The following is an 11,717-nucleotide window of genomic DNA, read 5'->3' on the forward strand; positions in this document are numbered from 1 at the left end:
ATCGATGCTGGCTCTTGAGATCGAACATCTGGCCATGGTGTTTCCCGGCCTTTCGGCGCCCGCGCTCGCCATTGATAATCTGTCGATTGCTGCGGGTAGCCGTGTGGCGGTTACCGGCGCCTCGGGCTCCGGCAAAAGTACCTTCGTCAATGTCGTCACCGGACTGGAGCGGGTCCGCGAAGGCCGCATCCGCTGGAACGGCGAGAACATTGCCGCGCTCTCCGAAAGTCGCCGCGACCGCTTCAGGGCTGCCAATATCGGATTGGTCATGCAGGAGTTTCACCTTTTCCCCGGCCTGTCGGCTGTCGAAAACGTGTTATTGCCTGCGCGTCTTGCGCGTGCCGCGACGTCAGCGGCGATCGAGCGCGCGCACGATCTCCTTGGCATCGTCGGCCTTGAGCGCGCAGGGCAGAAAATCGAGACCATGTCGCGCGGCGAAATGCAGCGCGTGGCGATTGCCCGGGCGCTCCTGCGCAAGCCCGGGGTCATCGTTGCCGACGAGCCAACCGCCAGCCTCGATGCGGAAAGCGGCGATTCCGTCGGCGATCTGCTGCTCGATCTTGCGGTGGCCGAAGGCAGTACTCTGATCGTCGTGTCGCATGATCCCCGCCTTGCCAGTCGTCTCGATCGCCGCCTGACGTTCCGCTCCGGCCGTATCATTGACGATTCCGACATCAAGGGAGTGGCTGCGTGATCCGCTTCATCTTCGCCGATCTGCGCCGCTTGTGGGCTGGTTCCCTTGTTGTCGTGCTGCTGGTGGCGCTTGCGACGGCGCTCGGCGTTTCCGTTATCCTGCAGGAACGAGCCCTGCGCCTCGGCAGTGCGCGGGCGGCCGACAAGTTCGATCTCGTTATCGGCGCAGGTGGCAGCGAAACCCAGCTCGTGCTCTCATCCGTCTTCCTGCAACCGTCCGCGTTGCCGCTGATGTCCGGCGACGTTCTGGCTAGGCTTGCCGCCGATCCCCGTGTCGAATGGGCTGCCCCCGTCGGCTTCGGCGATTCCTTTTCGGGTTATCCGATCGTCGGCACGACGAGGGCGTTAACGGAAACGATTTCCGGCGGCTTTTCCGAAGGCCAGGTTTTCGCCAGCGAGGGCGAGGCTGTCATCGGATCGAGCGTGGACCTTGCCATCGGCGGCGAGATCAAGCCGATGCACGGCACGATCGAAACCGGCGGCCATACCCATACGGAGCTCGCCTATCACGTGACCGGGCGCCTGCAGCCGACAGGCACGGCCTGGGACCGCGCTATCCTCGTTCCAATCCAGGCCGTCTGGCATATCCATGGACTGGAAGCGGGCGAAGAGCATGACCATGACCACGCTGCGGAGGCGGGTCATCATGGGGAGGCTGGTGAAGCCGGCGCTGCAGAAGTCGCCCATGAAGATGCCGACCATCATGCGGAGCCTGATCCCTATGCCGGCCTGAACGAGAGCTGGACCGCGGAAACGCCCGGTCTTCCGGCCATCCTCGTCAAGCCGAAGACGATTGCCGATGCCTACAAGCTGCGGCAGGACTATCGCAACGGCACGACGATTGCCGTCTTTCCCGGCGAGGTGTTGACCAATCTTTATGCGACGCTCGGCGATGCCAAGCAGATTCTCGTTGCCGTCGCCTCCGGTGCGCAGGTGCTTGTTGCCGCCTCGCTGATCCTCGTGACCGTCATCCATATCGGCCAGCGCCGGCGGCAGATTGGCGCGCTACGCGCCTTCGGCGCTCCCCGCGGCTCGATCTTCGGCATTGTCTGGGTGGAATTCTTTGTCCTCGTCGCTGTTGGAATTGGGCTCGGCTTTACACTTGGCTATGGCGCGGCGCTCATTCTTTCCGGCTTTTTCTCGCAGAGCAGCGGCGTCAACCTGCCCGTCGGCTTTGCGCGCCAAGACGGGACGCTCGCGATGATCCTTCTCGCCTTCGCTGCTGTCCTCGCCGCCTTGCCGGCGGTGCTCGCTTACCGACAGTCCCCGGCCCAGGCTTTGCGGGGGTGACGATTGCGGCGTGCCGTGCGTGCTCAGCCACGGCAAGAGCCATGCGGCAATCCATGCACAAAAATTAGACTAAAGTCATAATCCCAAAGCATCCCTCTTTCTGGCACTTCTTTTCTGTCAAACTCTCGTCAGGCGTGTCGTGGCCAGGGGTATGCTTTGAGGAGAGCAGGCCGCGACCGTGCTCATCACTCTGTGGAGGACAGACAATGGCAAATGTCGCAAGCGTCGATGGTGCGAAAGCCGGTCCGATGACGGGCGAGGAGAAGAAGGTCATCTTCGCCTCGTCGCTCGGCACGGTTTTCGAATGGTACGACTTCTATCTTTACGGTTCGCTTGCCACCTATATCGGCGCGACCTATTTCACCCAATATCCGGAAGCGACGCGTAATATCTTCACGCTGCTCGCTTTCGCTGCCGGCTTCCTGGTACGGCCATTCGGCGCGCTGGTTTTCGGCCGTCTCGGCGATCTCGTCGGCCGCAAATACACCTTCCTGGTGACCATTCTCATCATGGGCTTCTCGACCTTCCTGGTCGGCATCCTGCCGGGTGCTGCCTCCATCGGCATTGCCGCTCCGATCATTCTGATCGGTCTGCGCCTGCTGCAGGGCCTGGCGCTCGGCGGCGAATATGGCGGTGCGGCCACTTACGTTGCCGAACATGCCCCCAACGGCCGCCGCGGCTATTTCACGTCCTGGATCCAGACGACGGCAACGCTCGGCCTGTTCCTGTCGCTAATCGTCATCGTCACGGTCCAGTCAATCATGGGCACGACCGCCTTTGCTGCCTGGGGCTGGCGCATTCCGTTCCTCGTCTCGGTAGTCCTGCTTGGTATCTCCGTCTGGATCCGGTTGAAGATGAACGAGTCGCCCGCCTTCCAGCGCATGAAGGCGGAAGGCAAGGGATCGAAGGCACCGCTGACTGAAGCATTCGGCCAGTGGAAGAATGCCAAGATCGCGCTGATCGCGCTTTTCGGCGCTACCATGGGCCAGGCGGTCATCTGGTACGGTGGTCAGTTCTACGCCCTGTTCTTCCTGCAGAACGTGCTGAAGGTCGATCTGCAGTCGGCCAACATCATGGTCGCGATTGCTCTCTTCCTCGCCACGCCATTCTTCGTCATCTTTGGCGGACTGTCGGACAGGATCGGTCGCAAGCCGATCATCATGGCGGGGCTGCTCATCGCAGCGGTCACCTACTTCCCGCTGTTCAAGGCGATGACTTATACGGCGAATCCAGCTCTCTATGAGGCGCAGGCGACGATCCGGGCAACCGTGACGGCGGACCCGGCGGATTGCAAGTTCCAGTTCAACCCGACCGGTACCTCCAAGTTCACCAACTCCTGCGATATCGCAACGGCGTTCCTGACCAAGAACTCGGTGCCTTATGACGTGGTGCCGGGTCCTGCCGGCCAGCCGGCAACCGTAAAGGTCGGTGACGACACGATCACCGGTTACGACGCCGTCGCAGCCGGTGCCGATGCCGCCAAGACCAATGCTGCCTTCGAAAAGGGCGTCAATCTTGCCCTTCATGACGCCGGCTATCCGCTGAAGCGCGGTGCTGCCAAGGTTGCCGATGCCAAGCTCGATGCTTTCATCGCCGCCAATCCGGAACTCACCCTTAATGCCGATGCGATACGCGCCGGCCAGAAGGAAACGCTGCCGGCCGACAAACTCGTTGCCGGCAAGCTGCTGACGGCGGATGAAGCGAAAAGCGTCACCGACATGGCCGTCTACACGATCCCTGGCGGCGGTTCGTTCGCGATGGTTGCCGATCCTGCTCGTGTCAATTGGGCTGGCACGATCGCCATCCTGTTCGTGCTCGTGTTCTACGTGACGATGGTTTACGGCCCGATCGCAGCGCTGCTGGTCGAGCTCTTTCCGACCCGCATTCGCTATACCGGCATGTCGCTGCCCTATCATATCGGCAACGGCTGGTTCGGCGGCTTGCTGCCTGCTACGGCCTTTGCGATGAGCGCTGCCGCCGGCAACATCTATTACGGCCTCTGGTATCCGATCGTCTTCGCATCGATCACGCTGGTCATCGGCGTGCTGTTCCTGCCGGAAACCAAGAATCGGGATATTCATGCGCTGGACTAAGGCGCGGCGAATATCCTGAAATCAAAGACCCGGCGCTCGAAAGGCGTCGGGTTTTTCATGCGCTATTTTTTCTCATGCGTCCGGGAAGTATCGCTTGGACATAGGCCAGCCATCTGGCGCAAGTCTGAAAAGCAGGCCGTAGCGGGCATAGACGATTGCCGTCAGCAGCGAGAACCAGGCGCCGAAGGCGAGGCCGGCAATGACATCGCTCGGATAGTGCGCGCCGACCATGACACGCGTCATGCCGAGCCAGATGGCACCGGCGATGAAGGGAACCCGGTAGCGCGGGAAGAGCAGAGCGAAGGCAGCGAAGAAGGCGCCCACGGTGGTCGAATGTCCTGACGGAAAGCTCTCCAGTGCTGCATGGCCGGAGAAAGGCGTGAAGGAAAGCACCCCGAGGTCCTGAAAATGTTCGGGGCGCGCGCGGCCGATCGTGCGTTTCAGCAGGTTGGCGAGCAGGCCGGAAAAGACGACGGTCGTAAACAGGAAGGCGCCGATCCAGCTCACATAGAGTGCCTGGGCTCTTGCCTTTGCGCTGTTTAAAAGCTTGTAGCCAGCCCTGCCGTGGAAGAAGAGCAGGACGCTGGTGAGGATCAGCCAGGCGGAATCGCCGAAATCGGTCAATATCTCCCCGAAACGCTGAATAGGCTCAGGCAGATGGCCAGCCCCGATCGGCGCATCGAATATCAGCATGGAAAGGATAACGGCGTTCAGCGTAATAAAAAGGCATGCGCGCCACCGCAATGGTGGCATGACGCACCCATTTCTGCGCCAGCGCCTGTCCAAGGAGACTAGAAGTTCCCGCATTCCTACTATCCGTATAACCCTTGGGTATGAGATAGGCCGTAAAAATGCACAGGATTACGACAGAGAACGGGCTTCCTCAGATAATTCTAATCAATTTTGGTTATGGCCAATCCGTACTCCTGAAGGAGAGGACGAGACGAGGCAGTGAGCCGATAGCGGTGGCACATGCGACCAATGCGCCAAACGCCAGACCTGCTGGCTTCAATAAAAAAGCCCTCCGCACGAAGTGCGAAGGGCTGAAAAGCGTTTCACGTGAAATATCAGGCAGAAAGGGTCTTGAACTCGTCAAGGATGGCGTCGCCCATCTCGACGGTGCCGACCTGGCGGCTGCCCGGTGCCATGATGTCGCCTGTGCGGATGCCCTTGTCGAGCACGTTGGCGATTGCCTTTTCCAGGTTGTCTGCTTCCTTGACCAAATTAAAGGAGTAGCGAAGGCACATGGCGAAGGAGGCAATCATGGCGATCGGATTGGCGATGCCCTTGCCGGCGATATCGGGTGCCGAGCCGTGAACCGGCTCATAGAGCGCCTTGCGCTTGCCGGTCTTACCGTCAGGTGCTCCGAGCGAGGCCGAGGGCAGCATGCCGAGCGAGCCGGTCAGCATGGCGGCAACGTCGGAGAGCATGTCGCCGAAGAGGTTGTCGGTGACGATGACGTCGAACTGCTTCGGCTGGCGCACGAGCTGCATGCCGCCAGCATCCGCCAGCATATGCTCCAGCTGCACGTCGGAATATTTCGCCTTATGCGTTTCGGTCACGACCTGGTTCCAGAGCACGCCTGATTTCATGACATTGCGCTTTTCCATGGAGCAGACGCGGTTGTTGCGGGTGCGGGCCATTTCAAAGGCGACACCGGCGATGCGCTCGATCTCGTAGGTATCGTAGACCTGCGTATCGATGCCGCGCTTCTGGCCATTGCCGAGATCGATGATTTCCTTCGGCTCGCCGAAGTAAACACCGCCCGTCAACTCGCGGATGATGAGGACGTCGAGGCCTTCGACCAGTTCCGGCTTCAATGAGGAAGCGGAGGCGAGTGCAGGATAGCAGATCGCCGGGCGCAGGTTTGCGAAAAGTTCCAGATCCTTGCGCAGGCGCAGCAGGCCGGCTTCCGGGCGCACTTCATAGGGAACGCTATCCCACTTCGGGCCGCCGACGGCGCCGAAAAGCACAGCATCAGCGGCAAGTGCCTTTTTCATGTCGTCTTCGGAGATTGCCGCACCATGCGCGTCGTAGGCGCTGCCGCCGACGAGGCCTTCATCGGTGACGAAGCCGGCATTCATCGCCTCGTTCATATAGGCGATGATCTTGCGGACCTCACCCATGGCTTCAGGGCCGATGCCGTCGCCCGGCAGCAGGAAAAGATTGCGCACTGTCATGAAACCCTCCGCGGAAAAACAAGCTGCGGCTTCTTAGACCCCGGAAATCGGCATTTCAAGCGAGAGAAGGGGTGAATCGGTACGCTTGCCTCCGCGTCATGTGATGTCTGATGTGGTTGCTCCCGCACCTTCAAACAGGCTAGAACAACAGCTCTTCCTTTCTTTCCCCGGATATTCTTCCATGTCTTTTGCACCCCTTCATCTCGACACGCCCCTCATCCAGACAGCGCCCGATTACAGCGCCAGCGGCAAGCCGCTTTGGTTGAAGCTTGACGCACTGCAGCCTTCCGGCAGCTTCAAGCTGCGCGGCGTCGGCCGGCTATGCCAGCACGAGGTGGAAAGCGGCGCGCGTGAGATCTTCTGCGCCTCCGGTGGCAATGCCGGCATTGCGGCAGCTTATGCCGGGCGGGCGCTCGGTGTACCGGTCACGATCGTGGTGCCGGAGACGACGGCGTCTGATGTGCGCAAGACGATCGCTGCAACGGGTGCCAGTGTGCTGGTTCACGGGTCCGTCTTTGATGAGGCAAATGCGCATGCGATCGAACTCGCCGAGAGCCGCAAGGCAACCTATGTGCATCCTTTCGACCATCCGCTTTTGTGGGATGGCCATGCCACGTTGATCGATGAGGTCGTCGCGAAGGGCGCAAAATTCGATTGCGTGGTCACGAGTGTCGGCGGAGGCGGGCTGCTTGCCGGCATTGTCGAGGGGTTGAAGCGGAACGGGCTTGCCGATGTGCCTGTTATCGCCGTCGAGACGGAAGGGGCGGCGTCTTTCAATGCCAGCCTCAAGGCCAATGAGCGTATTTCGCTACCGGCCATCACCTCGATTGCCACGTCGCTCGGGGCGCGGCAGGTGGCGCCCCATGTCTTCGACCTGCCGAAGCATCACCCGATCGAAAGCGTTCTCGTCAGCGATGCCGATGCCGTGGCTGCCTGCCTGAAATTTGCCGATGCGCAGCGCATCCTGGTCGAGCCGGCCTGCGGTGCGGCGCTTGCCGTCGCCGATGTGCATGCCGGCCTGCTCTCACGCTTCGACAATCCGCTCATCGAAGTCTGCGGCGGCATCGGCGTGTCGCTCGAAAAGCTCAGGGTCTGGAAAGAGAAGTTTCTCTGATCGCCGGCCAAAGAAAAAGCCGGGCGAGAGCCCGGCTTGATCGAAAGCAATTTTGATTTTGCTCAGGCGGCCCAAGGGTGCGAGGCAGCATTCTTCTTTTCGAAGTCGTCGATCGCCTTGCTCTTTTCCATCGTCAGGCCGATATCGTCGAGACCGTTCAGCAGGCAGTGACGCCTGAATTCATCGAGACCGAACTTGATCGAGCCGCCATCCGGGCCGGTGATTTCGAGGTTTTCGAGGTCAACCGTAAGAACAGCGTTGGAACCGCGCTCGGCGTCATCCATCAGCTTGTCGAGGTCTTCGTGGCTGACCTGGATCGGCAAAATGCCGTTCTTGAAGCAGTTGTTGTAGAAAATGTCGGCGAAGCTGGTGGAGATCACACAGCGGATACCGAAATCGAGCAGCGCCCACGGAGCGTGCTCACGCGAAGAGCCGCAGCCGAAGTTGTCACCGGCAACCAGGATCTTGGCATCGCGGTAGGCCGGCTTGTTCAGTACGAAATCGGGGTTTTCGGAGCCGTCTTCATTATAACGGGCTTCGGCGAAAAGGCCCTTGCCGAGGCCGGTGCGCTTGATGGTCTTCAGATAGTCCTTCGGAATGATCATGTCGGTGTCGATGTTGACGACCGGCAGAGGGGCTGCAACGCCCGTGAGCTTCACGAATTTATCCATGACCCATGCTCCATTTCAGCAAACGTACTTTCTATTTTTGCATCTAGTCCAGTTTTCAGCCGAAATGAAGAAGAATCTTTCGCTGACGCAGGCCACGCGACGTTTCGCGCAGCCGGCCAATTGTGTGTCTTCTTACTTCGACGGGGCATTCAGACCCCAGAGGACGCCAAACGGATCGCGAAGCTGGCCGTAGCGATCGCCCCAGAACATCAGCTCGACCGGCATGACGACTTCGGCGCCGGCAGCGACGGCGCGATCCCACCAGCTATCGATATCGTCGATAATCAGCTGGATGGCGAAGCCCTCATGGCCTTTGAAGGGATGGCCGTATTCGGGATAGGCATCCGACAGCATGAGCGAGCTGCCGTTGATGTAGAGATGCACATGCATCGTCCGGCCGCTTTCGTCTGATGGTACGAGATAGGCTTCCTCTGCACCGAAAGCCTTCTTATAGAATTCTGCAGCCTTTAGCGCGCCGTCGACCGTCAGATAGGGCAGCAGGCCATTCTTGACCGGCGGCATCTTGGTCGGGCTGTTTTCCGTCGCATCCATGCTCATCCTCCATTTGTTTTCAAACGCCGGTCAATGCCTGGCTGCTTCAAAGACGTTACGGGGGAGCGTGAGCCGACAATGTCGGTCAGAATTTTCAGCGAAAAGTGATCAGAGATCGATGATCGTGCCGCGGCCGTCGTTCCAGACGCGCATCTCGCGCTTTCCATCGGCACGGGCGCGGGCGCGGACGGGAGCGGGCTTCATCTTCATCGAAAGGGCGCGGCCGACCATAAGCACGGTCAGGATGCCGCCAACGGCGAGCGTGACCGAGAAGGTGAGGAGCAGCATAGCCACAAAAACGGTGGCGCCGGCAAGCATGAAGAAGATGGAGCGAATGTTCTGCATTGGTTTGAAACCTTTCTAAGGAAAGGAATGTGGTCCTTCTTTTTCCTCTCTGCAAGTCAAGCATGGCTTTTTGTTGTCTTGCCGGGCTTTGCGAAGCTTGGCACTAATGGCCCATGAGCCGAACACCACCTCTCCGTTCCCTGCGTCTGCGCCGCTCTGTGCTGAGCGTACCCGCCATCAATGTGCGGGCGCTTAGAAAGACCCATTCCCTTGATTGCGATGCGGTAATTTTCGATCTTGAGGATTCCGTCACGCCTGAAAAAAAGGCGGAAGCACGCGACAATCTGAAGACGTTTTTTTCGGGACCGCCACTCGAGGGTAAGGAAAGGATCATCCGTATCAACTCTTTGTCATCCGGCTTCGGGCTGGCGGATCTGGAACTGGTCAAGGCACTGTTGCCAGATGCCGTTCTGCTGCCGAAGGTGGACGAGCCGCAGGATGTCACTGATATCAGCGATCCTCTTGCCGATGCGGATGTGCCGGAGGAGCTGCGCATCTGGGCGATGATCGAAACGCCGCGCGGCGTGCTGAATGTCGCAGCCATCACCGAATCCGGCCGCACGCCGGGATCGCGGCTCGATTGCCTCGTCGTCGGACTCAACGACCTGCGCAAGGAGACGGGCGTCTTGCCGCAGCTTGGGCGGACCTATCTCGTACCCTGGCTGATGCAGGTCATTCTGGCGGTCAAGGCCTACGGGCTCGATGCGCTCGACAGCGTCTTCAACGATTTTCAGGATGGGGAAGGTTTCGATGCCGAGTGCGGGCAGGGCCGCGCCATGGGCTTTGCGGGCAAGATGCTGATCCATCCGGCGCAGATTACAGCCGCCAACCGGCATTTCGGGCCGAGCGCGGAAGAAATCGCGGAGGCTGAGGCTATCATCGCCGCCTTCGCCGATCCGGCTGCCGAGGGGCTGAACGTCATCAATGCGGACGGGCGGATGATCGAGCGGCTGCATCTTGTCCAGGCCGAGGCTCTGGTTCATAAAGCGCACCTGATTTCTGCAAGAAAGCCCGCCTGATGAAACTCTACCGCTTCCTGACCGGTCCCGACGACGCTTCCTTCTGCCACAAGGTGACGGCGGCGCTGAACAAGGGCTGGTCAATGTCCGGCTCGCCCACCTATGCCTTCAACGCTGCGACCGGCCAGATGCAGTGCGGCCAGGCTGTCGTCAAGGAGGTCGAGGGCAAGGACTATGACCCGGACATGAAGCTGTCCGAGCAATAGGTCAGCGTTCAGCAGCCTCTTCGGCGCTTGCCTCGATGCGCTCCATGTCATCGTCGCTGAGGCCGAAGTGGTGGCCGATCTCATGGATCAGCACATGGGTGATGATGTCACCCAGCGTCTCGTCGTTTTCTGCCCAGTAGTCGAGGATTGGACGGCGATAGAGACGAATGCGGTTCGGCATCTCGCCGGTTTCCAGGGTGAAACGCTCTGAAATGCCGCGGCCCTCGAAAAGACCGAGCAGGTCGAAAGGTGTTTCCAGCGCCATATCCTCGAAGACCTCGTCATCGGGAAAGTCTTCGATTTCGATGGTCAGATTGGTCGTCAGCTTGCGAAATTCGTCCGGCAGATGGCTATAGGCCTCCATTGCCAGCGACTCGAAGGTGCTGATCGTCGGCGCATGGCGGTCCCCCCAATCATCGCTCTGGTCTATGCGGGCCATTAATATTCCTTCCTTTGCGGCCCATATAGAACCTTTATCGCCGATTTTCGAGTGCGGAATCAAAGGCAGGAATAAATTCTTATAAAATGGCCGTTGACTCTTCATTAGAGCTCTGGAATCTATAAGAACATAACAGGAACAATACGGATGGAGAGAACGCCATGGCGCAGACCGCCCTGGCGCGCGAGCGGCTTTTTGCGCTCCGCGAAACCATTGCCCGACTGGAGGGAAAACCCGCACCGGCGCTTGCCGCGGCGGAACGGGAAGCCTTTGCAGAAGGACGTGAGAGGCGGCAGGAGCGCATTCTGCCACGCTTGCCTTTCGGTGTGGGATTACTCGATGACGCCTTGGAAGGCGGCCTGCAGCTCGATGCGATTACCGAGTTCCGCGCGGCAGGCTCCCGCGGTGCGGGAGCGGCAAGCGGCTTGGCGATGGCCGTTGCAGCACGGCTGCAGAGGCAGGAGGAGGATGCCGGCAGGCTGCTGCCGCTGCTCTGGATCGGTGATGCCGTCGGCACACTGGAGGCGGGTCGCCCCTATGCTCCGGGGCTGAAGGATTTCGGGCTGAAGCCGGAAAGGTTTTTCCATGCCGCGCCGCGCAAGCTGGAGGATGCGCTCTGGCTGGCGGAAGCGGCCATCGAAAGTGCTGCCTTCTCGGCTGTCGTCTTCGAAATGCGCGGCAATCCCTTGCATTTCGGCCTGACCGAAAGCCGGAGGCTCAGTCTCAGGGCGCGCGCCGTCCGGCGTCCGCTCTTTCTCGTCCGCCAGGCCGGGGAGGAGGAGGCGAGCAGCGCTGCCTTCCGTCTGCATGTCGAGCCGGCGCCGTCTGACCTGCGATCGTTGCCGGATGGATCAAAATTTGCCGGCAGCATCGGCAATCCGATTTTCCGTCTTACGCTGGAGAAGAGCCGCAATCCGGCCCCGCTCTCCTGTCTTCTGGAGTGGAACCCCCATGAACGCGAATTTCTCCCCGTCGACGAACCAAGCTTCGCTCGCCCTCCAGGCGAACAGTCAGCGCATTCTGGCGCTCAGCTTTCCACATCTGGCGACGGACCGCATCGCACGCAGGCGATGGGGTCTCTCCTGGCGTTCGAAAGGGCGTCCTGAAGCGTCACC

The 11,717-nt window shown here is 60.2% G+C and carries 13 protein-coding genes; 7 read left to right on the forward strand and 6 right to left on the reverse strand.

Annotation, left to right across the window (positions count from 1 at the left end; genetic code table 11):
• Nucleotides 1-4: 4 nt before the first annotated feature.
• From AC1DUP_RS27150 to AC1DUP_RS27160, 3 genes are all read left to right on the forward strand, one after another.
• Nucleotides 5-694 (forward strand): ABC transporter ATP-binding protein, encoded by a 690-nt coding sequence (locus AC1DUP_RS27150; protein WP_477835777.1) that lies wholly within the window; start codon nt 5-7, stop codon nt 692-694.
• Nucleotides 691-1,983: an ABC transporter permease gene (locus tag AC1DUP_RS27155; RefSeq protein ID WP_477835779.1), complete on the forward strand. Its 1,293-nt coding sequence runs from the start codon at nt 691-693 to the stop codon at nt 1,981-1,983. The genes AC1DUP_RS27150 and AC1DUP_RS27155 overlap by 4 nt, the downstream gene beginning before the upstream one ends.
• 206 nt (nt 1,984-2,189) lie before the next feature.
• Nucleotides 2,190-4,076, forward strand: coding sequence for an MFS transporter (locus AC1DUP_RS27160; protein WP_477835781.1), 1,887 nt, complete (start codon nt 2,190-2,192; stop codon nt 4,074-4,076).
• A gap of 72 nt (nt 4,077-4,148) precedes the next feature.
• Here AC1DUP_RS27160 and lpxE read toward each other — a convergent pair whose 3' ends face one another.
• Both lpxE and leuB read right to left on the reverse strand, forming a co-directional pair.
• Nucleotides 4,149-4,883 carry a lipid A 1-phosphatase LpxE gene (gene lpxE, locus AC1DUP_RS27165; RefSeq protein WP_477835783.1) on the reverse strand — a complete coding sequence of 245 codons (735 nt, stop codon included), beginning with the start codon at nt 4,881-4,883 and terminating at the stop codon, nt 4,149-4,151.
• Nucleotides 4,884-5,143: 260 nt separating this feature from the next.
• A complete protein-coding gene (gene leuB, locus AC1DUP_RS27170; protein ID WP_113310225.1) occupies nt 5,144-6,256 on the reverse strand; it encodes a 3-isopropylmalate dehydrogenase in 1,113 nt (370 codons plus the stop codon).
• Between the two features lie 181 nt (nt 6,257-6,437).
• Here leuB and AC1DUP_RS27175 point away from each other — a divergent pair, with 181 nt between their 5' ends.
• On the forward strand, nt 6,438-7,370 hold the full coding sequence (locus tag AC1DUP_RS27175; protein WP_477835785.1) for a pyridoxal-phosphate dependent enzyme: 933 nt from the start codon (nt 6,438-6,440) through the stop codon (nt 7,368-7,370).
• A gap of 62 nt (nt 7,371-7,432) precedes the next feature.
• Here AC1DUP_RS27175 and leuD read toward each other — a convergent pair whose 3' ends face one another.
• The 3 genes from leuD to AC1DUP_RS27190 all read right to left on the reverse strand — a co-directional run bounded on the left by leuD (nt 7,433) and on the right by AC1DUP_RS27190 (nt 8,938).
• The gene (gene leuD, locus AC1DUP_RS27180; protein WP_113300804.1) at nt 7,433-8,041 is read right to left on the reverse strand and encodes a 3-isopropylmalate dehydratase small subunit; all 609 of its coding nucleotides are present in this window, start codon (nt 8,039-8,041) and stop codon (nt 7,433-7,435) included.
• Between the two features lie 132 nt (nt 8,042-8,173).
• Nucleotides 8,174-8,593, reverse strand: a complete 420-nt coding sequence (locus AC1DUP_RS27185; RefSeq protein ID WP_113300803.1) for a VOC family protein — start codon at nt 8,591-8,593, stop codon at nt 8,174-8,176.
• A gap of 108 nt (nt 8,594-8,701) precedes the next feature.
• Nucleotides 8,702-8,938 (reverse strand): hypothetical protein, encoded by a 237-nt coding sequence (locus AC1DUP_RS27190; protein WP_113300802.1) that lies wholly within the window; start codon nt 8,936-8,938, stop codon nt 8,702-8,704.
• Nucleotides 8,939-9,051: 113 nt separating this feature from the next.
• Here AC1DUP_RS27190 and AC1DUP_RS27195 point away from each other — a divergent pair, with 113 nt between their 5' ends.
• Nucleotides 9,052-9,957, forward strand: coding sequence for an HpcH/HpaI aldolase/citrate lyase family protein (locus AC1DUP_RS27195; protein ID WP_477835788.1), 906 nt, complete (start codon nt 9,052-9,054; stop codon nt 9,955-9,957).
• Entirely contained in the window at nt 9,957-10,163 is a 207-nt protein-coding gene (locus tag AC1DUP_RS27200) for a DUF1737 domain-containing protein (RefSeq protein WP_113300800.1), read from the forward strand. The genes AC1DUP_RS27195 and AC1DUP_RS27200 overlap by 1 nt, the downstream gene beginning before the upstream one ends.
• 1 nt (nt 10,164) lies before the next feature.
• Here the strand turns inward: AC1DUP_RS27200 and AC1DUP_RS27205 are convergent, their stop codons facing one another.
• A complete protein-coding gene (locus AC1DUP_RS27205; RefSeq protein ID WP_113300799.1) occupies nt 10,165-10,602 on the reverse strand; it encodes a metallopeptidase family protein in 438 nt (145 codons plus the stop codon).
• A 161-nt stretch (nt 10,603-10,763) separates the two neighbouring features.
• Here AC1DUP_RS27205 and AC1DUP_RS27210 point away from each other — a divergent pair, with 161 nt between their 5' ends.
• On the forward strand, nt 10,764-11,708 hold the full coding sequence (locus AC1DUP_RS27210; RefSeq protein ID WP_477835791.1) for an ImuA family protein: 945 nt from the start codon (nt 10,764-10,766) through the stop codon (nt 11,706-11,708).
• The last annotated feature ends 9 nt before the right edge of the window (nt 11,709-11,717 follow it).

It is taken from the genome of Rhizobium sp. 01L419, from assembly GCF_056400025.1.

Bases quoted from the DNA above. Each gene is read 5' to 3' on its own strand.
- AC1DUP_RS27150 (WP_477835777.1), top strand. From the start codon at position 5: ATGCTGGCTCTTGAGATCGAACATCTGGCCATGGTGTTTCCCGGCCTT.
- AC1DUP_RS27160 (WP_477835781.1), top strand. From the start codon at position 2,190: ATGGCAAATGTCGCAAGCGTCGATGGTGCGAAAGCCGGTCCGATGACG.
- lpxE (WP_477835783.1), bottom strand. From the start codon at position 4,883: ATGCGGGAACTTCTAGTCTCCTTGGACAGGCGCTGGCGCAGAAATGGG.
- leuB (WP_113310225.1), bottom strand. From the start codon at position 6,256: ATGACAGTGCGCAATCTTTTCCTGCTGCCGGGCGACGGCATCGGCCCT.
- AC1DUP_RS27175 (WP_477835785.1), top strand. From the start codon at position 6,438: ATGTCTTTTGCACCCCTTCATCTCGACACGCCCCTCATCCAGACAGCG.
- leuD (WP_113300804.1), bottom strand. From the start codon at position 8,041: ATGGATAAATTCGTGAAGCTCACGGGCGTTGCAGCCCCTCTGCCGGTC.
- AC1DUP_RS27185 (WP_113300803.1), bottom strand. From the start codon at position 8,593: ATGGATGCGACGGAAAACAGCCCGACCAAGATGCCGCCGGTCAAGAAT.
- AC1DUP_RS27190 (WP_113300802.1), bottom strand. From the start codon at position 8,938: ATGCAGAACATTCGCTCCATCTTCTTCATGCTTGCCGGCGCCACCGTT.
- AC1DUP_RS27195 (WP_477835788.1), top strand. From the start codon at position 9,052: ATGAGCCGAACACCACCTCTCCGTTCCCTGCGTCTGCGCCGCTCTGTG.
- AC1DUP_RS27200 (WP_113300800.1), top strand. From the start codon at position 9,957: ATGAAACTCTACCGCTTCCTGACCGGTCCCGACGACGCTTCCTTCTGC.
- AC1DUP_RS27205 (WP_113300799.1), bottom strand. From the start codon at position 10,602: ATGGCCCGCATAGACCAGAGCGATGATTGGGGGGACCGCCATGCGCCG.
- AC1DUP_RS27210 (WP_477835791.1), top strand. From the start codon at position 10,764: ATGGCGCAGACCGCCCTGGCGCGCGAGCGGCTTTTTGCGCTCCGCGAA.